Source organism: Streptomyces sp. R33 (assembly GCF_041200175.1).
GTDB classification, from domain to species: domain Bacteria; phylum Actinomycetota; class Actinomycetes; order Streptomycetales; family Streptomycetaceae; genus Streptomyces; species Streptomyces katrae_B.
Genome location: NZ_CP165727.1, coordinates 2987285 through 3011125 on the forward strand (window position 1 = coordinate 2987285; position 23841 = coordinate 3011125).

Below are 23841 nucleotides of genomic sequence, written 5' to 3' on the forward strand. Positions count from 1 at the left end.
TCGCGTAGTGCAGCCGTCACGGAACGTCACCGACTCCCCGGGCTGACACGCGCACCTTGTTGGAGATCCGCCACTGTGCTGGAATTCGCGGGACCGCCGCGGGAACAGCCGGCGCGCAGGTGGCGCGACACAGCGCCGCGCGCGGCGGCAAGGAGAGGGAGACGCGCCGGTCACCGACGACCACCATGGGGCCGAAAGCCCCACGACTCGACACCGTCCCACCGGTCGCCCGGCGGGACGCCTGGTCCAGAGGTTGCGACGCTAGTGCAGGGACGATTCAAGAGGGATGGCAGCGCTGCGGCGGAGCAGGAGCCGCGCGGCGGGACCGACCGTGGCTCCTCGCCCCAGCACGCCCAGAACCGCGGGCCGGCTGTCGAAGGCGCAGGCTCCGACTCCTCCGCCACGGTGAACGCGGTGAAGGGGAAGGCACGCCTCAAGCCCCGGGGCAAGGCGAAGAGCGAAGAGCCGGCCGACAAGGACGTGGCGATACCGAAGGCCCCCAGCGGGCCCGGGTCACGCTTCGCCATGCAGAACTGGCGCATCAGCACGCGACTCGTGTCGCTGCTGACCCTGCCGGTCGTCGCCGCCACCACGCTCGGTGGCTTCCGCATCAACGACTCGCTCAACGACATCGACCAGCTGGAGCACATGCAGCTGCTGACGACGATGACCCGGCAGGCCACCAACCTGGCCGCCATGCTCCAGGAGGAGCGGGACAGGTCGGCCGGTCCGCTGTCGGCCGACAAGTCGGGCAAGCCCAACACCCTCGTCACGGGCGTCCGCGAACAGACCGACGCCGCCGCCAAGGCCTTCGCCGCCGCGACCGACAAGGTCGACGGCGCGGAGGACAAGGACGAGACCCTCAAGTCGATCCGCAACAACATCCTGCAGATCGGCCGCCAGCTCACCGGCATCGAGGAAATCCGCAAGAACGCGTACCGCAACAGCGCCCAGCAGACGGTCACCGAGTACAACGCGCTGATCGTCTCGCTGCTCTCGCTCTCCCAGGACATGGCGCAGGCCACCTCCAGCCCGGAGATGATCAAGCGTACGCGCGCCCTGGCGGCCTTCTCCTCCGCCAAGGAGTACGCCTCGATCCAGCGTGCCGTCATCGCCGCCTCGCTGCCCGACAGCGGCGCGCCCACCAACAACTTCAGCGAGAACGACCGCCTGTACGCCCTCGCCGCGCTCCGCGGCGAGAGCCAGGCGAAGAAGACGTTCGAACTCGTCTACCAGGGCAAGCCCGAGGAACTCCTCGCGGTGCTCGGCGACGGCAACGCGGAGATCGGCAAGGCGGACCACTACACCCGCCGCGTCCTGTCGACCCAGGGTCAGTTCGCCAAGGAGACGCAGTACCGGTCCTGGATGGACTGGTACGACGCGGACGACACCAAGATCCAGGCGATGAAGCAGATCGAGCTCACCCTGCTCGAGGACATGGAGCAGAAGGCCCGCGAGCTCAAGAACTCCTCGCAGCAGGACGCCATCATCAACGGTGCCCTGATCCTCCTCGTCCTCGGTGTCTCGCTCGTCGGTGCCTTCGTCATGGCGCGGTCGATGATCCGCTCGCTGCGCCGCCTGCAGGACACCGCGACCCGGGTCGCCCAGGACCGACTGCCCGAGCTCGTCAAGCAGCTGTCCGACTCCGACCCGCAGGACGTGGACACGTCCGTGGAGTCGGTCGGCCTGCACACCCGCGACGAGATCGGCCAGGTGGCCGCGGCCTTCGACGACGTGCACCGCGAGGCCGTCCGCCTCGCCGCCGAGCAGGCCCTCCTCCGGGGCAACGTCAACGCGATGTTCACCAACCTCTCGCGCCGTTCGCAGGGCCTCATCCAGCGCCAGCTCTCGCTCATCTCCGAGCTCGAGTCGCGCGAGGCCGACCCGGACCAGCTGTCCTCGCTCTTCAAGCTCGACCACCTCGCGACCCGTATGCGCCGTAACGGCGAAAACCTCCTCGTCCTCGCGGGCGAGGAGCCGGGCCGCCGCTGGACCCGCCCCGTCCCGCTCGTCGACGTGCTCCGTGCCGCGGCGTCCGAGGTGGAGCAGTACGAGCGCATCGAGCTGGCGTCGGTGCCCGGCACCGATGTCGCCGGCCGCGTCGTCAACGACCTCGTGCACCTGCTCGCCGAGCTGCTGGAGAACGCCACGTCGTTCTCCTCCCCGCAGACCAAGGTCAAGGTCACCGGTCACGCGCTGCCCGACGGCCGCGTGCTCGTGGAGATCCACGACACCGGTATCGGCCTCTCCCCCGAGGACCTCGCCGCGATCAACGAGCGGCTCGCGTCGCCGCCGACCGTGGACGTCTCCGTCTCCCGCCGCATGGGCCTGTTCGTGGTCGGCCGCCTGTCCCTGCGACACGGCATCCGCATCCAGCTGCGCCCGTCCGACTCGGGCGGTACGACGGCCCTCGTCATGCTGCCGGTGGACGTCGCCCAGGGCGGCAAGAAGCCGGGTCCGATGCCGGGCCAGGGCGGTCAGGGCGCTCCCGGTGGTCCGGGCTCCGGCGGCCCGCAGGGCATGCCGGGTGCTTCCGCGCAGGGTTCCGTCCCCGGCGGCGGCGCACGCCAGCCCGTGGGCGCCGGCCCGCAGCGCGGCCAGGTCTCCGGCGGCGGCCAGCGTGCCGCGCTGCCGGGCCGCGACGGCGGTCCGCAGGGCGGTCCCGGTGCCCGTCCGCAGCAGGGCGGCACCGGCGGGCGTCCGCAGGGCGGTCCGGGCATGTCCGGGATGCCGGGCGCTCCGACCGGCCAGGGCCAGGGTGCCTTCGGCGGCGGTGCACCGCTGCCGGGCCGCGGTCCGGCCGGCGCTCCCCCGTCGCGTCCGATGTCCGCGCCCACGGCCTCCGGCCAGGCCGGGTTCCCGCAGGGCAACGGCTTCGAGCGGCCGCAGACGCCGCAGCAGCCCGCCCCCACGGGCCCGGTCCCCTCGGCCCAGGCGCCCGCCGCCCCGGCTCCGCGCGGCAACCGTCCGCAGCTGCCGCCGCGCGGTGGCGCCCACCGTCCGGAGCTTCCGGGCGCGGGCGGCGGTCCCGCCGGGATCCCGCAGACCACCAGCTGGGGCGCCGACCCGGCGCGCAGCGGCGGCCAGGAGGTCCCGCGCGGCCACGACGAGCTCTCGGGCCCCGGTTCGACGGCGGAGTTCCCCCGTCCGGACTTCAACGCCCCGCGCCCGCCGGCCGGCAACAGCACCACCGGGCAGTTCGAGCGCCCGCAGCTGCACGGTCCGGCGGACCCGTCCACCACGGGCCAGTTCGCCCGCCCGGACTACCAGGCCCCGCGGCCCGGCGGCCCCGGAGTCGGCGGATACGCCCAGCAGCAGTCCCAGGCCCCGCAGTTGCCGCAGGCCTCCCAGCCGGAGGCGCTGCCGCCGGCCCCGAGCACCGGCAACGAGCGCAGCCCGATCTTCGACACCCTGGAGTCGAACTGGTTCCACCAGGAGGGCCAGCAGTCCTCCGGTCAGGCGCCGGCCGTACCCCAGCAGCAGTCCGCCCCGGCTCCGGCTCCCCAGCAGCGCCCGCAGCAGCCGCTGCCGCAGCGCGGCCAGGAGCCCGCGGCCGAGCCCGCCCAGGCGGCGAACGGCAGCTCGCCGACCGTCAGCTGGCGGTCCTCGCCGAACGACGAGCTGATGCGGCAGGCCGAGCGCGTGCGCCAGCCCGCCGCCGGCGGCATCACCACCTCGGGGCTGCCCCGCCGAGTACCACGGGCGAACCTCGTGGCCGGCACCGCGCAGCAGCAGGCCGACGCACAGAGCGGCCCGCAGGTCTCGCGAGCTCCGGACGACGTCCGCGGCCGTCTGACCAACCTCCGACGGGGTATCCAGCAGGGCCGTCAGGCCGGCAACAACGGCCCGGCGACCGGCAGTTACCACATCGACCCCACTTACCAGCAGGAGCGTTAGTTGAGTTCGATGAGCCAGGCGGCACAGAACCTGAACTGGTTGATCACCAACTTCGTGGACAACACCCCCGGGGTGTCCCACACGGTGGTGGTCTCCGCCGACGGCCTCCTTCTGGCGATGTCCGAAGGCTTTCCCCGGGACCGCGCCGATCAGCTGGCGGCCGTGGCCTCCGGTCTGACGTCGCTGACCGCAGGCGCCTCCCGCATCTTCGAGGGTGGCGCCGTCAACCAGACCGTCGTCGAGATGGACCGGGGATTCCTCTTCCTCATGTCCGTCTCGGACGGATCCTCGCTGGCCGTACTCGCACACCCCGAATGCGACATCGGCCTCGTCGGCTACGAGATGGCCCTCCTCGTGGACCGCGCCGGCAGCGTCCTCACCCCGGACCTGCGCGCGGAGCTGCAGGGAAGCCTGCTCATCTGACGCCACATCTCCCGGCCGGACGGTACTTCCGGCCGGGAGACCGGGGCTCCGGCCCCGGAACCCAGTACCACCGCCAGGCCGTCATACCGTCCCCCCACCGGCCGCCCCGTCAGACGGCACGCTGACCACTGCTGTCCAGCCCGGAGGATCAATGACCCCGCCCCCCGCCTACTCCGATTCGTACGGCGATTCGTCGTACTCGGAAGGCGACCAGCCGCTCGTTCGCCCGTACGCGATGACCGGCGGACGGACCCGGCCGCGCTACCAGCTCGCCATAGAGGCGCTGGTCAGCACCACGGCCGATCCGATGCACCTGTCCGGCCTGCTTCCCGAGCACCAGCGCATCTGCACGCTGTGCCGCGAGGTCAAGTCGGTCGCGGAGGTCTCCGCACTGCTGTCGATGCCGCTCGGTGTCGCCCGGATCCTCGTCGCCGACCTGGCCGAGGCCGGAATGGTGGCCATCCACCAGCCGGGTAATGGAGAGGCCGGCGGCACGCCGGATGTAACGCTGCTCGAAAGGGTGCTCAGTGGACTTCGCAAGCTCTAATGGCGGAACCGCCCGTTCCACCACCTCCGCGAAGATCGTGGTGGCGGGCGGGTTCGGCGTGGGCAAGACCACGTTCGTCGGGGCCGTCTCGGAGATCAATCCGCTGCGCACCGAAGCCGTCATGACCTCCGCGTCCGCCGGCATCGACGATCTGACCCACACCGGGGACAAGACGACCACCACGGTCGCCATGGACTTCGGCCGCATCACCCTGGACCAGGACCTGATCCTGTACCTCTTCGGTACCCCCGGTCAGGACCGGTTCTGGTTCATGTGGGACGACCTCGTCCGCGGCGCCATCGGTGCCATCGTGCTCGTCGACACCCGCCGCCTCGCCGACTGCTTCCCCGCGGTCGACTACTTCGAGAACAGCGGGCTGCCGTTCGTCGTGGCCCTCAATGGCTTCGAGGGACACCAGCCGTACACCCCGGAGGAAGTCCGCGAGGCCCTGCAGATCGGCCCGGACGCTCCGATCATCACCACCGACGCCCGCCACCGGGCGGACGCCAAGAGCGCGCTCATCACGCTGGTCGAGCACGCCCTCATGGCCCGACTCAAGTAACACGATTCGAGTCACGCGGCTCAAGGGGCACCACTCAAGTACCACGGGTTCTTCACAACGTGAGAGGGGCGGGCTGTGTCATAGGACACGGCCCGCTCTCTCGGTTCATAACGTTTCGACAGAGAATTGCCGCCAGTTGGACACAGGGTGCGGTCGGCCGGTGCCGCTGCGCGCACGGATGACTCCATTTTTGCTGCTGCTCGCTCTTTATGTCCGATTTATGCGGGACATAAGCCTCTTGGAATGGCTGATTCCAACTGTTTGGAACACGGCCGTTAACCGTGCTGGAATTCAACTAACTAGCTAGTAGCACCGCCGGAAGGTTGTTGGTCGAGTGAGGCGAAGCAACTCGAGCCCCGCGGATGAACCCGCGCGCGGCAACTTCACCCCGCCGCAGCGCGCGGCCGCGTCGCCCGTCGACGTACCCGTGGACCCACCGGCGAAGAGCGGCAGCACCAGCAGGTTCGCACCCCGTAACTGGCGTGTGCCGACCAAGCTGAACGCCATCCTGCTCGTACCCGTCCTCGTCGGACTGGTCATGGGCGGCTTCCAGGTGAAGGGCTCCGTAGACAGCTGGAACGAGGCCAAGGACGCCGAGAAGACGGCCCGCATCGTCCAGGCGGCGGCCGAATACGGCCAGGCCCTCCTCAACGAGCGCGACCTGACGGCCGAACCGCTCCTTCGTGGCGACGCCAACAACGCGGTCGTCGCGAAGGCCCGGGATGCCACGGACCTGGCCAAGGAGAGGTTCGCCCAGGCCTCCAAGGACCTGCCCTCGAACGCGAACCAGGGGCTGGCGCGCCGCCTCGAGCTCTTCCGCCAGGAGGAGCCCAAGCTCGCGGCCGTCCGTCAGACGGCGTACACCGCGCAGGAGACGGACAAGAAGAACCCGCCCAGCGCGAACGGTCCGATCCCGACCGAAGAGGGGTACGTGCTGGTCCAGCACTACCTCATGACGTTCTCCAACGAACTCGGCCTGGGCACCGGCAACGTCACCAGCTACGGGCGCATGGTCTACGCGGTCGAGCTGGCCAAGGCCGCCAACTCGCTCCAGCGCTCGGTCGGCACCCACCTGCTGGTGCGGCCCAACGAGAACGAACAGGTCCGCAAGGCCCAGCTCGTCGCCTTCTCCTCGTACGCCTACCTCGAGGAAATCGCCATCGGCGAGTACGTCGCGGCCGGCACCGAGGACGACGTGGCCCGCCTCAAGGAGGTCATGGGCAAGAAGTCGCAGGAGGGTGCCGCCAAGCTCGCCGCCGCCAAGCAGCAGGCCGAGCAGGCCGGCACCGTCTTCAAGGCTCCGCCCATCGTGAACGGTTCCGCGCTCACCGGCATGACCGAGGCGATAGCCGGCGGCGGCGACAAGAACAAGCTCGCCGCGAACGGCACCACGCCCCAGGCCTGGCAGGCTGCGGCCACCGCCAAGTTCGAGGGCTACGCCGAGATCGAGAAGGACCTCCTCGCCAAGGCCGTCAACGACTCCGTCGCGGTCTCCGACGAGGCCCGCAACGACGCCATCTGGACCGGCGCCGTCGTGGTCGTGGCCCTGCTCGCCGCCTTCATCCTGGCCGGCCTGATGGCCCGCTCGATGAGCCGCTCGATGCGCCGCCTGCGCTCCGCCGCCTTCGACGTCGCCGAGCAGCGCCTGCCGATGCTCGTCGACCAGCTCTCGCGCACCGACCCGGGCAAGGTCGACACCCGTGTCGCACCGATCCCGATCAACTCCCAGGACGAGATCGGCGAGGTCGCCCGCGCCTTCGACCAGGTCCACCGGGAAGCGGTCCGGCTCGCCGCCGAGCAGGCGCTCCTGCGAGGGAACGTCAACGCGATCTTCACGAACCTCTCGATGCGCAACCAGTCGCTGATCGAGGGCCAGCTGACCCTCATCACCGACCTGGAGAACAACGAGGCCGACCCGGACCAGCTGGAGAACCTCTTCCGCCTGGACCACCTGGCCACCCGTATGCGCCGCAACGGCGAGAACCTCCTCATCCTCGCGGGTGAGGAGCCGGGCCGCCGCTGGGACCAGCCGGTCCCCCTCGTCGACGTCCTGCGCGCCGCCTCCTCCGAGGTGGAGCAGTACGAGCGCATCGAGCTCTCGGGCGTCTCCGAGGCCGAGATCCACGGCCAGGCCGTGACCGACCTCGTGCACCTGCTCGCCGAGCTCCTGGAGAACGCCACCACGTTCTCCTCCCCGCAGACCAAGGTCCGCGTCAACGCCACGCGTCTGCCCGACGGCCGCGTCATGGTCGAGATCCACGACAAGGGCATCGGCCTCACCGCCGAGGACTTCGCGGACATCAACCACAAGCTGGCCAACCCGCCGACGGTGGACGCCGCGATCTCCCAGCGCATGGGTCTGTTCGTGGTCGGCCGGCTGGCGGACCGCCACAGCATCCGGGTCCAGCTGCGCCCCTCGGGCGAGGCCGCCGGCACCACGTCGCTGGTCATGCTGCCCGACGCGATCACCCATGGTGGTGGTGGCGAGGGGATCCCGGACGACGACTTCACGGTGTCCTCGATGATCCCTCAGCAGTCGGCCCAGCAGGCCGTCCCGATGCGTACGGCGGCCGAGCTCGGCTTCGACGACTCCAGGTACGAAGCCAGAGGGGCCGACGCCCAGGGCGACGCCCCCGGGCTCAACCCGGTCGGCCGCTCCCTGGCCCAGCAGGAGCGCAGAGCCGCGCTCGAGGCCCAGGTCTACGGGCAGGAACAGCAGGCCGAGTACTCCGAGCAGGAGTATGCGGAACCGCAGCCGGAGCACGGGTACCAGCAGTACCAGGAGTACGAGCAGCAGCCCGAGCAGGGTTACGACACCTCGTACGACTCCCAGCAGGCCCACGGGGCCCAGCAGGGCTACGAGGCGTACCCGCAGCAGGACTACGCCTATCCGGAAGCCGGCTACCAGGATCGGCAGCAGGGCGCCCAGGCGTACGACGGCGGCTACGGATCCCGGTCCCAGCAGGCAGAGTGGCCCGAGCAGAACACCTACTCCGGCGGCTACCAGCAGGGATACGGGACCGAATCGGAACCCCAGGCCGCTCCCGAACCCGCCCCGGAGCGCGTAGGCTTCGACCGTCCGGGCGCCGCTGCCGACACCGGCCACGAAGTGACCGGAGCGGGCCTGCCGCGCCGCGGCAGCCAGCAGCAGTGGCAGCCGGCACAGAAGGAAGCGGAGTCCACCGGATCCCTCTTCGAGCAGCGGCCGCCGCGACAGCAGCAGCCCGCCGCCCCGGAGCGGGACGAGGAAGGCAGCAACGACTGGCGCTCGAACAACGACGAGCGCTGGCAGCAGGCCGCAAAACTCCGTGAGCCGAAGGCGGGCGGGGTCACCCCGTCCGGACTCCCTCGGCGCGTGCCCAAGGCCAACCTGGTCGAGGGCGCGGCGGAGACGACCCCGCAGGGCGGCCCCCAGGTCTCCCGCGCACCGGAGGACGTCCGCGGCAGGTTGAGCAATCTGCGGCGCGGTGTCCAGCAGGGACGCAGCGCGGGTTCTGAGCAGTCAAGTAACAGCTATGACCAGGAGCGTTAGTGTGAGCCCGATGAGCCAGGCGGCACAGAACCTGAACTGGTTGATCACCAACTTCGTGGACAACACCCCTGGGGTGTCCCACACGGTGGTGGTCTCCGCCGACGGCCTTCTTCTGGCGATGTCCGACGGATTCCCGCGCGACCGCGCCGATCAGCTGGCGGCCGTGGCCTCCGGTCTGACGTCGCTGACCGCAGGAGCCTCCCGCATCTTCGAGGGTGGCGCCGTCAACCAGACCGTCGTCGAGATGGACCGGGGATTCCTCTTCCTCATGTCCGTCTCGGACGGATCCTCGCTCGCGGTGCTCGCGCACCCCGAGTGCGACATCGGCCTCGTGGGCTATGAGATGGCCCTCCTTGTGGACCGGGCAGGCAGTGTCCTCACCCCGGAACTGCGCTCGGAGCTGCAGGGAAGTCTTCTCAACTAGCAAACAGGCAGTGCGTTTCGCGTCATCGCACCATAGGGTGCGGTGGCGCGGTTCCACAGGGAGTACTGCGTTCTTGGAGTCGGAGGAGGAAACGTGACAACACCCGGAGGTCATCCTTATGGCGGCGCGCAGCAGCCGCAGGGTGGGCAGCACGACCAGAACCGCTTCAACTTTCCCTCCGCTCCCAGCCGGCCCGTGCCGGAGCAGAACCCCTACCAGCAGCCGTACGGACAGCCCCAGCAGGCCCAGCCGCCTCACCGGCCTCCGCAGCAGCCCCACCGTGGGTCGCCGCAGGCCCCGAAGGCACACAACCCGCTGGTGCGCCCGTACGCAATGACCGGCGGCCGTACCCGGCCGCGCTACCAGCTCGCCATCGAGGCGCTGGTCAGTACCACGGCCGATCCCGCGCGGCTGCAAGGGCAGTTGCCCGAGCACCAGCGCATCTGCCGCCTGTGCCAGGAGATCAAATCCGTCGCGGAGATCTCGGCACTTCTCTCCATTCCTCTTGGTGTCGCCCGCATCCTCGTCGCCGACCTGGCGGAGGCGGGCCTTGTCGCCATTCACCAGCCCGGCGGCGACGAGTCTGCCGGTGGCCAGCCAGATGTGACACTGCTCGAAAGGGTGCTCAGTGGACTTCGCAAGCTCTAACGGCGGAGCGGCTCGCTCCACCACCTCCGCGAAGATCGTGGTGGCGGGCGGCTTCGGCGTGGGCAAGACCACGTTCGTCGGCGCGGTCTCCGAGATCAACCCGCTGCGCACCGAAGCCGTCATGACCTCCGCGTCCGCCGGCATCGACGATCTGACCCACACCGGGGACAAGACGACCACCACGGTCGCCATGGACTTCGGCCGCATCACCCTGGACCAGGACCTGATCCTGTACCTCTTCGGTACCCCCGGTCAGGACCGGTTCTGGTTCATGTGGGACGACCTCGTCCGCGGCGCCATCGGCGCCGTCGTCCTCGTCGACACCCGCCGCCTCGCCGACTGCTTCCCCGCGGTCGACTACTTCGAGAACAGCGGCCTGCCCTTCGTCATCGCCCTCAACGGCTTCGACGGGCACCAGCCGTACACCCCGGAGGAAGTCCGCGAGGCCCTGCAGATCGGCCCGGACGCTCCGATCATCACCACCGACGCCCGCCACCGCGCGGACGCCAAGAGCGCGCTCATCACGCTCGTCGAGCACGCCCTCATGGCCCGACTGCGGTAGGCCTCCCCGTCCGGCGCGAACGCCGGGATCCCTTCCACAGGGATCCCGGCGTTCCGTGTTTCCTCGCCCGCGCCTGGCACGCCCCGGCCCGCGGCCCGTGGTGGGACCGTCGCGTCGACCCGATCTGCGAGCGGCGAGTTCCGAGGTGATGGGATGTCCGTGGCCGGCAGGTCGGGCAGGGCGAGGAGCCGGACACCGGTGGGGTGGTGGCGTGGCAGAACCTCTCGGGCATCACGGCTATCCCAACGGCGGTGCAGCCGGCACGGCGTGCGGGTCTCGATCGAGGCCCAGGGCAACGACGCCTACGTCAAGGTCCTCACCACCACCGGCCGCGTGTACCAGTTGCACGTCGGCATCGAGGGGCAGAGCTTCGATCCCGACACCGAGCAGGGATGGGTTCTCCAGAACACCACCCCCACCCTGCGCCGGGGCAGCGGTGTCGACCCCTTCAGCGGGGATCTCTCGTACGGCTTCTCGCCGAACCGGACCGAGTGACCCGGACCGACACCCGCCCGGGCACGGCGAAGCCCCCGTCCGTACACGGCGTACGGACGGGGGCTTCGTACCGGGACTAGCCCTGCCAGCTGTGCGGGGCGCGGAAGCCGGGGGTGCGCTCCAGGCGGCGCCAGCGGGCCTGGGAGCCGGTGCGGTGCACCGGGCGGGCCTGCGGGGTGGCCGCGGCGCGGGCCAGCAGGATCGCGGTGATCGCGGCCAGCTCCTCGGGGGCGGCGTGGCCCTTCTCGACGCGCAGCAGGGTGTCGGCGGTCTTGCTCATGGGTGGCAGGTCTCCTTCGCTGGTTACTGCGGCGGGTTGCCGTGCTTGCGGGACGGCAGGTCGGCGTGCTTGCTGCGGAGCATCGCCAGTGCGCTGATCAGGGTTTCGCGGGTCTCCGCCGGGTCGATGACGTCGTCGACGAGACCGCGTTCGGCGGCGTAGTACGGGTGCATCAGCTCGGCCTTGTACTCCTTGACCATGCGCGCGCGCATCGCCTCGGGGTCCTCGGCCTCCGCGATCTGCTTGCGGAAGATGACGTTCGCAGCGCCCTCGGCGCCCATGACCGCAATCTCGTTGGTCGGCCAGGCGTACGTGATGTCCGCGCCGATGGACTGGGAGTCCATGACGATGTACGCGCCGCCGTAGGCCTTGCGCAGGATCAGCGAGATCCGCGGGACCGTGGCGTTGCAGTACGCGTACAGGAGCTTGGCGCCGTGGCGGATGATGCCGCCGTGCTCCTGGTCGACGCCCGGCAGGAAGCCGGGGACGTCCAGCAGCGTGATGATCGGGATGTTGAAGGCGTCGCACATCTGGACGAAGCGCGCGGCCTTCTCGGAGGCCTCGATGTCCAGGACGCCGGCGAGGTGGCCGGGCTGGTTGGCGACGATGCCGACGACCTGGCCGTCGAGCCGGGCCAGGGCGCAGATGATGTTGCGGGCCCAGCGCTCGTGGATCTCGAGGACGTCGCCTTCGTCGACGAGCTCCTCGATCACCTTGAGCATGTCGTACGGGCGGTTGCCGTCCGCGGGTACCAGGTCCAGCAGGACGTCCGAGCGCCGGTCGGCGGGGTCGGAGGTCTCGTGGACCGGCGGGTTCTCCCGGTTGTTGGAGGGCAGCATCGAGATGAGGTAGCGCACCTCGGAGATGCAGGTCTCCTCGTCGTCGTACGCGAAGTGCGCGACGCCGGAGGTCTCTGCGTGCACATCGGCGCCGCCGAGGCCGTTCTGGGAGATCTCCTCACCGGTGACGGCACGGACGACGTCGGGGCCGGTGATGAACATCTGCGAGGTCTCGCGGACCATGAACACGAAGTCCGTCAGGGCCGGCGAGTACGCGGCGCCGCCGGCGCACGGGCCCAGCATGACCGAGATCTGCGGGATGACACCCGAGGCCCTGGTGTTGCGCTGGAAGATGCCGCCGTAGCCGGCGAGCGCGGAGACGCCCTCCTGGATGCGGGCGCCGGCGCCGTCGTTCAGGGAGACCAGCGGAGCACCGGCCGCGATGGCCATGTCCATGATCTTGTGGATCTTCGTGGCGTGGGCCTCGCCCAGGGCGCCGCCGAAGATGCGGAAGTCGTGCGCGTAGACGAAGACCGTGCGGCCCTCGACCGTGCCCCAGCCGGTGATGACACCGTCGGTGTAGGGCTTCTTGCTCTCGAGGCCGAAACCGGTCGCCCGGTGGCGGCGCAGCTGCTCGACCTCCTTGAAGGAACCCTCGTCGAGCAGCAGCGCGATGCGCTCGCGCGCGGTCAGCTTGCCCTTGGCGTGCTGCGCCTCGGTCGCCCGGTCACTGGGTCCACGCCGCGCCTGCTCACGCAGGGAGTGCAGCTCGGCCACGCGCCCGCGGGCGTCCGTCGGCTCGCTCGGAGTCTGGTCCACAACGGTCATGTATCGACCTTACGAAGCGGTCGAAGAAAAACCTCCGTTGGTTCCACACAGTCTCGGGTGTGTTCCGCTGTCCGGCCCGGACAGAACCGCCACGTGATGCGCGGACACCACCAGGCGGGACCGCCCTCCTTTGTGGAGTGTCCACAAATCGGCGCGACACGACCCCAGAATGTTGAAATTTGAACGGAATAGGTCTAGCGTCGTTCTCGTTGAAAGTTCAACCAACACCGAGCAGGGCATCCCCCCAAGGAGCAGATCATGGGTCTCTTCACCCGCCGCAGCCAGGACACCACCAACGCCGCCGTCGCCACCCTCGAGGTGGACCCGGCCCTGGCCGCCCTCACCGGCGACTACGTCATCGACGCCGCCCACAGCAGCATCGGCTTCACCGTCCGCCACGCCATGGTGACCAACGTCCGCGGCAGCTTCGCCGACTACGCCGGCACCCTGCAGCTGGACGGCAGCGACCCGGCCCGCTCCGCCGCCTCCCTCGAGGTGAAGGTCGCCTCCGTGGACACCGGCATCGCCGACCGCGACGGCCACCTGCGCAGCGGGGACTTCTTCGACACGGAGTCCTTCCCGCTGATGACCTTCCGCTCCACCGAGGCGGCCCAGCTCGGCGGCGACAAGTACCGCATCACCGGCGAGCTGACGATCAAGGACGTGACGCGCCCGCTCTCCATCGACCTGGAGTTCAACGGCTCGGCCACCGACGTCTACGGCAACGAGCGCGTCGGCTTCGAGGGCTCCGCCGAGATCCTGCGCTCCGACTGGGGCCTGACCTGGAACGCCGCGCTGGAGGCCGGCGGCGTCATGGTCAGCGACAAGGTGAAGCTGACCTTCGACATCTCGGCCATCAAGCAGGCCTGACCCGCCTGACTCACCGCCGGGACCGGGGGCGGTCCTAGAAGCCGCCCCCACCGTCGAAGCCGCCGCCTCCGTCGAACCCACCGCCGCCGCCGAAGTCCCCTCCCCCGAAGTCGGAGGAGTTGAAGTCGGCGCCGGAGTAGTCCCCGCCGTCGTAGCCGCCCATGTCGGAGGCGTAGGCGGGGCTCGACATCATCGAGCCGAGCAGCGTGCCCACGAGCAGGCCGGGCAGGATGCCGCCGCCGAAGTATCCGCCCGCCCAGGGGCCGTACGCCGGGCCCGCGTCGTAGTACGGGCGCGGCCCGTACTCGGTGTCGACCGTGCGGACCATCGGGTCCTTGCCCTCGCGCAGGCGGACGGCGTCCGCAGCACACACGGGGACGGTACGCGCCGCCCCGCCGGCCGGCGCCCAGTCGGCGTCCTGCGCACTCGGCCCGTGCCGCGGGTCGAAGAAGCAGGGCGAACGGCGCTCGGGCAACGGCCTGCCCTCACGGCGGGCGTCGAGGCTCGCCAGCGCGAACCGGCCGTCCTCCAGGGCCTGGGTGACTCCCCTGACCTCGTCGGGGTGCCGGACCGAGGCCATGACGTCCTTGGCCTTCTCGTACGAGTCGAGGCCCTTTTCGTAGTCCGCCCGCATGGCGTCGTCCGCGCCGGGCTCACCGGGGTGGAAGTCCAGCCGGTCGAGTTCCTCGCCGAACGCGGTGATGTCCTCGTCGACGACCACGCGCAGCTTCTCGATGGCCTCGCGCTCCGCCTCTTCCTTCTTCTTGCGGTTGCGGCGCACCAGCGCGTACGCACCGCCGCCGCCGATCGCGGCCACCGCGCCGAGCGTGATCAGCCCGCCGACCGGGACCCCGCCGCCGCTGCCGGAGTCGCCCCAGGAGGCCGGGGCTCCGCCCTTGGCCTGGGCCAGGGCCTGGTCCACGAAGTTGTTGAGCTGCGTGCCCGCGTCCACGGGCCCGCCGGCCTTCACGGCATCGGTCAGGTTGCGGACGGCGTTGGTGGGCATGACCGCCCGGTCGGCGCCCGCGTTGAAGCCGTCGCCGAGCCGGATCGCGTAGAGCCCGGTGATGCCCGTCTCGGCCCGGACCGTACGCAGAACGCTGTCGGCGGGGAACTCCGCGGTGGCCGGCAGCACGGCGACGAACACCGGCTTCCCGGCGTCCTTGATCTTCTTCGCCAGTGCGTCCGCCTGGGCCTTCGGCAGCTGCGCCTCGGCGCGGGGGTCCACGTAGACCGGGCCCTGCTTGAGGGCCTCCGCCACGGCAGCGGGTCCGGTGGCCGCCGATGCCTGCGGGGCGGCCACGAGGGCGGTCGCGGACAGGGCCAGCAGCAGACCGGCCAGCAGCCGGCCGGAACGTACGGGTATCAGCCTGGTCCTCATGTCCCCGACGCTACCGGAACCGCCACTTTCCTGTGTGAGCTGGACATAAACCCCACCCCCCCTGCCCCCCGTCCTGGGGCAGGGGGGGTGGGGTGAGTCCGGCTCGGCTACTCGGCGGGTTCCACGCCGGCGTGGAGGAGCCCGTAGGTGATGGCGTCCTCCAGGGCCTGCCAGGACGCGGCGATCACGTTGGGGGCCACTCCCACCGTCGACCACTCGCGGCTGCCGTCCGTCGTGGCGATCAGGACGCGGGTCGTGGATTCCGTGCCGTGCTTGCCCTCCAGGATGCGGACCTTGTAGTCGATCAGCTCGAACTTGGCCAGCTGGGGGTAGAAGCGCTCCAGTGCGACCCGCAGCGCCCGGTCCAGGGCGTTGACCGGGCCGTTGCCCTCCGCCGTGGCGACGATCCGCTCGCCCTTGGCCCACAGCTTGACCGTGGCCTCGTTGGCGTGGGTGCCGTCCGGGCGGTCCTCGACGATGGCCCGCCAGGACTCCGTACGGAAGTACTTGCGGGCGCGGCCCTCGACCTCCGCACGCAGCAGCAGTTCGAAGGAGGCGTCGGCGGCCTCGTACGTGTAGCCCGAGAGCTCCCGCTCCTTGACCCGCTCGACGACCCGGGAGACCAGCGCGCGGTCCCCGCCGAGGTCGACGCCGAGCTCCTTGCCCTTGAGCTCGATGGAGGCGCGCCCGGCCATGTCGGAGACCAGCATCCGCATGGTGTTGCCGACCCGCTCCGGGTCGATGTGCTGGTACAGGTCCGGGTCGACCTTGATGGCCGAGGCGTGCAGGCCCGCCTTGTGCGCGAAGGCCGAGACGCCGACGTACGGCTGGTGCGTGGAAGGGGTCAGGTTCACGACCTCGGCGATGGCGTGCGAGATGCGGGTCATCTCGGCGAGCGCACCGACCGGCAGCACCTGGCGCCCGTACTTGATCTCCAGCGCGGCCACGACGGGGAAGAGGTTGGCGTTGCCGACCCGCTCGCCGTAGCCGTTCGCCGTGCACTGCACGTGCGTGGCGCCGGCGTCGACGGCGGCCAGGGTGTTGGCGACGGCGCAGCCGGTGTCGTCCTGGGCGTGGATGCCCAGGCGCGCCCCGGTGTCGGCGAGTACGGTCGCGACGGTCGCCGTGACCTGGGCCGGCAGCATGCCGCCGTTGGTGTCGCAGAGGATGACGACGTCGGCACCGGCCTCGTGGGCGGTGCGCACGACGGACTTCGCGTACTCCGCGTTGGCCCGGTAGCCGTCGAAGAAGTGCTCGCAGTCGACGAAGACGCGGCGGCCCTGGGCGACCAGGTGGGAGACCGTGTCCCGGACCATCTCCAGGTTCTCGTCCAGCGTGGTGCGCAGGGCGAGCTCGACGTGCCGGTCGTGGGACTTGGCGACCAGGGTGATCACCGGGGCCCCCGACTCGAGCAGGGCCCGCACCTGCGGGTCCTCGGCGGCCGAGCCGCCCGCCCGCCGGGTCGCGCCGAAGGCGACCAGCTGGGCGTGCTTGAAGTCGATCTCGGCCCGGGCGCGGGCGAAGAACTCGGTGTCGCGGGGATTGGCGCCCGGCCAGCCGCCCTCGATGAAGCCCACTCCGAAGTCGTCCAGGTGCCGCGCGATCGTCAGCTTGTCGGCGACGGTGAGGTTGATGCCCTCACGCTGGGCGCCGTCGCGCAGGGTGGTGTCGAAGACGTGGAAGCCATCGTCGGGACCCTGAGCCGGCGCTGTCGCCTCTGTCGTCGTCATGCTGATCTGACTCCTGTCGGATGAGTGGTTCCGGATACCCGCCCCAGGGCAGGCCGCCGCCACTGCCCCCATCATCCCGCGCAGTGCGTTCCCGGCAGGAATGGAGCCGGGAAACGAAAAGACCTCTCGCGGGTGCGAGAGGTCTGCGCGCGGGTCTGAGGCACGGTGGCCGCTTCCGCGAAGGTTTTCCACGGTTCAGCGGCCACTGCGGACCGGCGCGCTGCTGTCCATAATCATGAGCTGAGCAGGCACATCCGCAGTGTGTCATACCGTCTCACCGCAAGAGCGGCGCGTCTCACGATACGAGAGCCTCGTCGAGGAATTCCGAGACGTGGGCCAGGATGTCCGCCCGCCCTATCCCGGGCAGGCCGACGGCGACCTGGATGCTGAACCCGTCGAGCAGGGCCCGCAGCCGGGCGCCGAAGCGGTCGGGGTCCACGGGGCGGAACTCCCCGCGGGAGATGCCCTCGGCGAGCAGGGCGACCAGGTCGCGGTGCCAGGCGCCCTCGATGGCGGCCTGGCGTTCGCGTTCCTGCGGGCCGGCGTTCTGCGAGCGGTTCCAGACCTCCAGCCACAGGGTCCAGTGCGGGTCCCGGGCCTCCTCGGGCACGTACAGGTCCACGTACGCCTGCAGGCGCTCGCGCGCCGGGCCGCGGCGGGACAGCAGGGCCCGCCGCTTCGCGCCCAGGGCCGCCTCGCTCCACTCCAGCGTCTGCAGCAGGAGCTCGTCCTTGCTGCCGAAGTAGTAGAGGAGGTGGCCGCTGCTCATGCCGACCTGGCGGCCCAGCCCGGCCATGGTCAGGCCCTCCAGGCCGCGCTCGGCGATCGTGGCCATGGCGGCGACGAGTACGTCCTCGCGCGGCGGCGCGTTCTTCCGCACCGCGCGCACTCCACCCGCCGCCATGGGCCACTCCTTCGTCGATCCGCCTCGGGTCAGACCTTCGGCTGCTGCTGGGTGATGCAGTGGATACCGCCACCCCCGGCGAAAATCGTACGTGCGTCAACCAGCGTCACGGTCCGCTCGGGGAACAGGCCGCGGAAGATCTCGGCGGCCTCCTCGTCGCGCGGGTCGTCGAAGGAGCACAGCACGACGCCGCCGTTGCACAGGTAGTGGTTGATGTAGGAGTAGTCCACCCACTCGCCGTCCTCCTCCAGCACCGTCGGCGCCGGGATCTCCACGACCTCCAGCTGCCGGCCCTGTGCGTCGGTGGACGCGCGCAGGATGGCTGCGATGGTCTTGCAGCGCTCGTGGTCCGGGTGGGCCGGGTCGGGCTGGGTGTGGACCATCACCACGCCGGGGCGGGCGAAGGCGGCCACGATGTCGACGTGGCCCTGCGTGCCGTAGGTGCCGTAGTCGCCGGCCAGGCCGTACGGGAGCCAGATCGCCTTGGTGGTGCCGAGGTGGGCGTGGATCTCTTCCTCCACCTGCTGGCGGGTCCAGTCGGGGTTGCGCCCGGCGCCGAGCTGCACGGTGTCGGTGAGGAGCACGGTGCCCTCGCCGTCGACGTGGATGGCGCCGCCCTCGTTGACCAGGGGAGTGCTGTAGGTACGGGTGCCGGCGAGGTCGGAGACGTGCCGGGCGACCTTGGAGTCGTGCTCCCAGCGGGCCCACTCCTGGGCGCCCCAGCCGTTGAAGGTCCAGTCCACGGCGGCCAGCTCGCCCGCCCCGTTGGTGACGAAGGTCGGGCCGATGTCGCGCATCCAGGCGTCGTCGAGCTCGCGCTCCACCAGCTGTACGTCGTCGCCGACGACAGCGCGGGCGCTCTCCGCGTCACCGGGCGAGACGACCAGGGTCACGGGCTCGTACGAGCGGACCGCGCGGGCGACGGCGCCCCAGGCCTCGCGGGCCTCGGCGAGCTCCTGCTCGTTGGTGAAGGTCGGGTTGGGGCTGGGCCAGGCCATCCAGGTGCGCTCGTGGGGCATCCACTCGGCGGGCATCCGGAATCCGTGGGCGGCGGGCTTGGCGGGCTGTGCAGTCATGGCAGGGGGTCCTTACGGGCTTTACAAGCTGTGCCGGTTTACGAGCTGCGCCGGTTACAGGAAGTACAGGCGGTTGAGGGAGACCGAGTCGGCCGCTTCGGAGCGCAGCGGGTCGCCGTCGAGCGTGACGAGCCCGCTGCGCGCGTCCACGTCGACCGCGCCCACCCGGGAGTTGAGGAGGAGGTTCCCCGGGCCGATGCCGCGGGTGCCGCGGACGGCGACCCGGCGGCGCCGGGTCGGCATCTCGTCGCTGCCGAGGGCCGCTGCGGCCGCCGAGACGAAGGCGACGGAGATGTCGGCGGCGGTGGCTCCGTACGAGCCGAACTGCGGCCCGAGGACCAGCGGTTCGCAGGTGTCGGTGGCCGCGTTGGGGTCGCCGGTGACCCCGTACGCGGGGAAGCCGGACTTGAGAACCAGCTGCGGCTTGGCGCCGAAGAACTGGGGGCGCCACAGCACGATGTCGGCGAGCTTGCCGACCTCGATGGAGCCGATCTCGTGGGCGAGGCCGTGGGCGATGGCGGGGTTGATGGTCAGCTTGGCCATGTAGCGCAGGACGCGGGCGTTGTCGTCGCCCTCGCCGTCGCCTTCGAGCGGGCCGAGCTCGCCCTTCATTTTGGCGGCCATGGCGAAGGTGCGGCGGATGGTCTCGCCGGCGCGGCCCATGCCCTGGGCGTCGGAGGAGGTGATGCCGATCGCGCCCAGGTCGTGCAGTACGTCCTCGGCGCCCATCGTGCCCGCGCGGATCCGGTCGCGGGCCATGGCGGCGTCGCCCGGGAGATCGGGCTTGAGGTCGTGGACGGAGACGATCATGCCGTAGTGCTCGGCGACGGCGTCCCGGCCGAAGGGCAGGGTGGGGTTGGTGGAGGAGCCGATGACGTTGGGCACGCCGGCCATCTTGAGCACGTTGGGGACGTGTCCGCCGCCGCAGCCCTCGATGTGGAAGGCGTGGATGGTCCGGCCGTCCAGCACGCGCAGGGTGTCCTCGACGGACAGGCACTCGTTGAGGCCGTCGCTGTGCAGCGCGACCTGGACGTCGTGCTCCTCGGCCACCCGCAGCGCGGTGTCCAGGGCGCGGGTGTGCGCGCCCATGTCCTCGTGGACCTTGAACCCGGACGCACCGCCCTCGGCCAGCGCCTCGACCAGCGGGGCGGCGCCCGAGGACGAACCGCGGGCGAGGAAGCCGATGTTGACGGGCCAGGCGTCGAAGGCGTTGAACGCGTGCTTCAGCGCCCACGGCGAGTTGACGCCGACGCCCCAGACCGGGCCGAACTCCTGGCCGATGATCGTGGTGACGCCCGCGGCGAGCGAGGCCTCCATGACGCGCGGGGACAGCAGGTGGACGTGGGTGTCGACGGCGCCGGCGGTGGCGATCAGGCCCTCGCCGGAGACGATGCTCGTGCCCGTGCCGACGACCACGTCCACGCCGTCGAGGGTGTCGGGGTTGCCGGCCCGGCCGATCGCGTGGATCCGGCCCTCGCGGATGCCCACGGAGACCTTGCGGATGCCGAGGACGGCGTCGATGACCAGGACGTTGCTGATCACGACGTCGCAGGTCTCGCGGACGGCCGCGGCCTTCAGGTGCAGTCCGTCGCGGGCGGTCTTGCCGAACCCGGCCAGGAACTCGTCGCCCGGCTTCTGGGCGTCGTACTCGACCCGGACGGTGAGCCCGGAATCGCCGAGCCGGACGCGGTCGCCGGCGCGGGGGCCGAAGACGGAGGCGTACTCGTGGGGGTCGATGTGCCGGCTGCCCGGCGCACAGTGGTCGCTGTGCCTGGTCTGCTTGCTCACGCCTGCTCTCCGTCCGCCGAGTCGTCCGCCGGGTCACCGAGCCCCGTACCGAGGTAGCCGCAGGCCGCGGCGCGGCGCAGGGCCTCGTCCTTGGCGCCGGGGGCGTCCAGGGGGCCGTCGACCAGGCCGGCGAAGCCGATCGCGATGCGGGCGCCGCCGATGGGGACGAGTCCGACCTCGGCCTCGCCGTGCGGGTCGAACCGTACGGACGAGCCCGCGGGCACGCACAGCCGCATGCCGTAGGCCGCGGCGCGGTCGAAGTCGAGGCGGGGGTTGGCCTCGAAGAAGTGGAAGTGGGAGGTGACGCTCACCGGCACGGAGGCCGTGTTGCGCACGTGCACGTGCAGCGCCGGCTCCGGCTGGGGGGCGCCGGGACCGGGTACGACCGCTCCGGGGGCGTCCTCGCCGAGCGGCACCGCGCCCCGGACCGGGCCCGGGACCACCGCGAGGCGGGACCCGTCGTCGAACACGGCCTCCACGTGCACCTCGGTGACCACGTCGGCCACGCCGGGCAGCACGTCGTCCGGGCCCAGCACGCTGCGGGCCTCCTCGATGGCCTCCGCCAGCCGCTTGCCGTCGCGCGCGGCCTCGCAGACCGTGTCCGCGATCAGCGCGGTGGCCTCCGGGACGTTGAGCCTGAGTCCGCGGGCCCGCCGGGCCCTGGCCAGTTCCGCCGCGCTGCGCAGCAGCAGCCGGTCGCGCTCCGTAGGGGTCAGCCGCACGCCGATCCACCACCTTTTGAGTCGATGGGTTAGAGCATCACTCTAACTCTTCATTTCTCGGCAATGAAGCATTGACCTCAGACCTGGGCTTAGGTCACATTAAGTGTCGCTCAAACAAATGCGAACCACCCCCCGCCCTGCCAAGGGAGTCCCCCCATGCCCATCGAACAGCGCGGAGTCGACACCATCCCCGAGGAGGAGCGGACGAGCGGTCCCCGTGACCTGATCTCGATCCTGCTCGGCTCCAACCTCTGCCTCGGCGTGATCGTGTTCGGCTGGCTGCCCCCGTCCTTCGGACTGGGCCTGTGGCCCTCGGTCACCGCCATCGTGACCGGCACGCTCGTCGGCATCGCCTTCACCGCGCCGCTGGCGCTGGTGTCCCTGCGCACGGCGACCAACCTCTCCACCTCGAGCGGCGCCCAGTTCGGCGTCCGCGGCCGGCTCGTCGGCTCGGTGGTCGGCCTGCTGCTCGCCCTGGGCTACACGGCCCTCACCCTGTGGATCGGCGGTGACGTGATGGCCGGCACCCTGTCCCGGCTCGTCGGCCTGCCCGACACGGGTGCCACGCGGGCCGCGATGTACGGCGTACTGGCCGCCTGTACCGTCGTCGGGGCCGTCTTCGGCTACCGGCTCCTGCTGCGCATGAGCAAGGTCCTCTCCATCGGCATGGTGGTCCTGCTCGCCGTCGGCCTCTACGCCTACGCCCCCGACTTCACCACCGCCGCGCCGCCGGAGACCGCGTACCTGCTCGGCTCCTTCTGGCCGACCTGGCTGCTCGCCGCCGTCGCCGCCGGACTCAGCGGACCCGTCGCCTTCATCACCCTGCTCGGCGACTACACCCGCTACATCTCCCCCCGCAAGCACGGCTCCCGCAAGGTGTTCTGGGCCACCTGTCTCGGCCTGCTGGTCGGCCTGCTGGTCCCGCAGCTGTTCGGCACCTACACCGCGCTCGCCGCGAAGGCCGGCGCCGACTACGCCGGGCCCCTCGTCGAGGCCGCGCCCTTCTGGTACCTGCTCCCGCTGCTGGCCGCCGCGGCGGCCGGCTCGGTGGGCAACGCCGGGCTGATGCTCTACTCCATGGGCCTCGACCTCGACGCCATCGTGCCGAGGGCGACCCGGGCCAAGGCCACGCTGGTCGCGGCGGGCGTCGCCACCGGGTTCGTCTTCATCGGTTCCTTCGAGTGGAACGTGCAGTCCGCGATGACCTCGTTCGTCCTGCTGCTGACCGCGATCGGCACCCCGTGGGCCGTGATCACCCTGATCGGCTACGTCCGCTGCCGCGGGCAGTACGACGCCGATGCCCTCCAGGTCTTCAACCGCCGCTCGGTGGGCGGGATCTACTGGTACCGGGCCGGCTGGAACGTCGCCGCCACGGTCTCCTGGGCCGTCGGCGCCGGAGTCGGCCTGCTCGCCGTGACCACCCCCTTCTACGAGGGCCCGCTGCTCGCCCTCACCGGCGGCGTCGACTGCTCCTTCGTCCTCTCCGCCCTGGCCGGCGGCCTGGTGTACACGGCCCTGACCGCCCGCCGCTCCCCCGCCGCGGCCGAGACCGCGGACCCGGCCGCACCGGCCGACAGGCTCGCGGTGGCCGCCGACTGACGGCGGACGCAGGGACCGGTGCGCCGCGCGGGCCCCGGGGGAGGTCCCCCGGGGCCCGCGCGGCCGTCGCCGTCGCGCGCTAACGGCAGTTGTTCGCGGTCGTCGCCTGGGTGGCCGCGGTGTCCAGCGCCTGGATCTGCGGCTGGAGCTGGGTGATCGCGTCCTTGCCCGTGGTGTCGCCCGGCAGGTCCTCGTAGGCCTTCTTGAGGTTCTCCGCTGCCGTCGTGACGGCGTCCTTCTCGGCGGACTTCAGTGCCGACGTGTTCTCCTTGACGTTCTTCCAGTCGGTCTGGACGGCGTCGTACGCCGACTTCAACTGGTCCTTGGTGGCCGTGGCCGGATTCAACGCCTTGAGCGCGGCGTTGTCCGACTTCAACTGGACCAGGTTGGTGCACAGCGCGGCGCTGGCCGAGGAGGCCGCCTCCTGCGGCGTCGTGTCGTCGTCGCTGGAGCATGCCGAGGCGCCGAGTACCACGGCCGTGCACAGCAGGCCGGAGGCAACGAACCGCTTCATGGGGATCCGCCTTCCCGCCGGCCAGGGCGGCCGACGCACGAGAGATTCACGCCGCTGGGGGCGTACCGTGCCGCCCGGAGCCGGTGTCCGGCGCCGTATGGGCAGGCGCGATCAACGTCGCACGCCGGTACGTCCACCGCATCTCCGAAGGGACCGGACCCGTGCGGCCCCACGGAGCGGCGGGCAGGGCCACGACACCCGAGGGCAAGGGCCCCGGCGGCCCCCGCGCCCTCGGCAGGCGGAGGGTACGCAACAGCGGTGGCGTACCCCCGTACGGGTG

Annotated in this window: 20 protein-coding genes; 11 read left to right on the forward strand and 9 right to left on the reverse strand. The window is 71.0% G+C overall.

The genetic code is table 11. From position 1 onward, the window contains the following. The first annotated feature begins 264 nt into the window (after nucleotides 1-264). The 9 genes from AB5J51_RS13440 to AB5J51_RS13480 all read left to right on the forward strand — a co-directional run bounded on the left by AB5J51_RS13440 (nucleotide 265) and on the right by AB5J51_RS13480 (nucleotide 11090). Nucleotides 265-3897 (forward strand): nitrate- and nitrite sensing domain-containing protein, encoded by a 3633-nt coding sequence (locus AB5J51_RS13440; RefSeq protein ID WP_369777781.1) that lies wholly within the window; start codon nucleotides 265-267, stop codon nucleotides 3895-3897. A 9-nt stretch (nucleotides 3898-3906) separates the two neighbouring features. Then, nucleotides 3907-4320, forward strand: a complete 414-nt coding sequence (locus AB5J51_RS13445) for a roadblock/LC7 domain-containing protein (RefSeq protein WP_008739864.1) — start codon at nucleotides 3907-3909, stop codon at nucleotides 4318-4320. Between the two features lie 151 nt (nucleotides 4321-4471). Next, nucleotides 4472-4867 (forward strand): DUF742 domain-containing protein, encoded by a 396-nt coding sequence (locus AB5J51_RS13450; protein ID WP_048475965.1) that lies wholly within the window; start codon nucleotides 4472-4474, stop codon nucleotides 4865-4867. Continuing rightward, nucleotides 4848-5429, forward strand: coding sequence for an ATP/GTP-binding protein (locus AB5J51_RS13455; RefSeq protein ID WP_048475966.1), 582 nt, complete (start codon nucleotides 4848-4850; stop codon nucleotides 5427-5429). The genes AB5J51_RS13450 and AB5J51_RS13455 overlap by 20 nt, the downstream gene beginning before the upstream one ends. 334 nt (nucleotides 5430-5763) lie before the next feature. After that, nucleotides 5764-8961: a nitrate- and nitrite sensing domain-containing protein gene (locus AB5J51_RS13460; protein WP_053785224.1), complete on the forward strand. Its 3198-nt coding sequence runs from the start codon at nucleotides 5764-5766 to the stop codon at nucleotides 8959-8961. A gap of 10 nt (nucleotides 8962-8971) precedes the next feature. Beyond that, the gene (locus AB5J51_RS13465) at nucleotides 8972-9385 is read left to right on the forward strand and encodes a roadblock/LC7 domain-containing protein (RefSeq protein WP_008739857.1); all 414 of its coding nucleotides are present in this window, start codon (nucleotides 8972-8974) and stop codon (nucleotides 9383-9385) included. A 93-nt stretch (nucleotides 9386-9478) separates the two neighbouring features. Further along, nucleotides 9479-10033: a DUF742 domain-containing protein gene (locus AB5J51_RS13470; protein WP_078987156.1), complete on the forward strand. Its 555-nt coding sequence runs from the start codon at nucleotides 9479-9481 to the stop codon at nucleotides 10031-10033. Then, nucleotides 10014-10595, forward strand: a complete 582-nt coding sequence (locus AB5J51_RS13475) for an ATP/GTP-binding protein (protein ID WP_037792108.1) — start codon at nucleotides 10014-10016, stop codon at nucleotides 10593-10595. Before AB5J51_RS13470 ends, AB5J51_RS13475 begins: the two co-directional genes overlap by 20 nt. 267 nt (nucleotides 10596-10862) lie before the next feature. Beyond that, nucleotides 10863-11090 carry a hypothetical protein gene (locus tag AB5J51_RS13480; RefSeq protein ID WP_369777782.1) on the forward strand — a complete coding sequence of 76 codons (228 nt, stop codon included), beginning with the start codon at nucleotides 10863-10865 and terminating at the stop codon, nucleotides 11088-11090. Nucleotides 11091-11166: 76 nt separating this feature from the next. Here AB5J51_RS13480 and AB5J51_RS13485 read toward each other — a convergent pair whose 3' ends face one another. Together AB5J51_RS13485 and AB5J51_RS13490 are read right to left on the reverse strand one after the other, a co-directional pair. Further along, nucleotides 11167-11370 carry an acyl-CoA carboxylase subunit epsilon gene (locus AB5J51_RS13485; RefSeq protein WP_053790994.1) on the reverse strand — a complete coding sequence of 68 codons (204 nt, stop codon included), beginning with the start codon at nucleotides 11368-11370 and terminating at the stop codon, nucleotides 11167-11169. 23 nt (nucleotides 11371-11393) lie between these two features. After that, a complete protein-coding gene (locus AB5J51_RS13490) occupies nucleotides 11394-12977 on the reverse strand; it encodes an acyl-CoA carboxylase subunit beta (protein WP_053790993.1) in 1584 nt (527 codons plus the stop codon). 258 nt (nucleotides 12978-13235) lie between these two features. Between AB5J51_RS13490 and AB5J51_RS13495 the strand changes: the two genes are divergently transcribed. Then, on the forward strand, nucleotides 13236-13847 hold the full coding sequence (locus tag AB5J51_RS13495; RefSeq protein ID WP_053790992.1) for a YceI family protein: 612 nt from the start codon (nucleotides 13236-13238) through the stop codon (nucleotides 13845-13847). A 34-nt stretch (nucleotides 13848-13881) separates the two neighbouring features. On the opposite strand, the gene AB5J51_RS13500 is transcribed toward AB5J51_RS13495, so the two are convergent. From AB5J51_RS13500 to ureA, 6 genes are all read right to left on the reverse strand, one after another. Continuing rightward, nucleotides 13882-15228: a hypothetical protein gene (locus tag AB5J51_RS13500; RefSeq protein ID WP_369777783.1), complete on the reverse strand. Its 1347-nt coding sequence runs from the start codon at nucleotides 15226-15228 to the stop codon at nucleotides 13882-13884. A 107-nt stretch (nucleotides 15229-15335) separates the two neighbouring features. Beyond that, nucleotides 15336-16958 (reverse strand): citramalate synthase, encoded by a 1623-nt coding sequence (cimA, locus tag AB5J51_RS13505; protein WP_133896790.1) that lies wholly within the window; start codon nucleotides 16956-16958, stop codon nucleotides 15336-15338. Nucleotides 16959-17253: 295 nt separating this feature from the next. Then, nucleotides 17254-17862 (reverse strand): TetR/AcrR family transcriptional regulator, encoded by a 609-nt coding sequence (locus tag AB5J51_RS13510; RefSeq protein ID WP_053790989.1) that lies wholly within the window; start codon nucleotides 17860-17862, stop codon nucleotides 17254-17256. A 29-nt stretch (nucleotides 17863-17891) separates the two neighbouring features. Further along, nucleotides 17892-18938 (reverse strand): agmatine/peptidylarginine deiminase, encoded by a 1047-nt coding sequence (locus tag AB5J51_RS13515; RefSeq protein ID WP_053790988.1) that lies wholly within the window; start codon nucleotides 18936-18938, stop codon nucleotides 17892-17894. A 54-nt stretch (nucleotides 18939-18992) separates the two neighbouring features. Then, the gene (locus AB5J51_RS13520; protein ID WP_369777784.1) at nucleotides 18993-20726 is read right to left on the reverse strand and encodes an urease subunit alpha; all 1734 of its coding nucleotides are present in this window, start codon (nucleotides 20724-20726) and stop codon (nucleotides 18993-18995) included. Beyond that, nucleotides 20723-21448 (reverse strand): urease subunit gamma, encoded by a 726-nt coding sequence (ureA, locus tag AB5J51_RS13525; RefSeq protein WP_369777785.1) that lies wholly within the window; start codon nucleotides 21446-21448, stop codon nucleotides 20723-20725. Before ureA ends, AB5J51_RS13520 begins: the two co-directional genes overlap by 4 nt. Before the next feature lie 156 nt (nucleotides 21449-21604). Here ureA and AB5J51_RS13530 point away from each other — a divergent pair, with 156 nt between their 5' ends. Next, on the forward strand, nucleotides 21605-23047 hold the full coding sequence (locus AB5J51_RS13530; RefSeq protein ID WP_136227423.1) for a cytosine permease: 1443 nt from the start codon (nucleotides 21605-21607) through the stop codon (nucleotides 23045-23047). A gap of 79 nt (nucleotides 23048-23126) precedes the next feature. On the opposite strand, the gene AB5J51_RS13535 is transcribed toward AB5J51_RS13530, so the two are convergent. Then, nucleotides 23127-23561: a hypothetical protein gene (locus AB5J51_RS13535; protein WP_053790985.1), complete on the reverse strand. Its 435-nt coding sequence runs from the start codon at nucleotides 23559-23561 to the stop codon at nucleotides 23127-23129. Nucleotides 23562-23841: the final 280 nt, after the last annotated feature.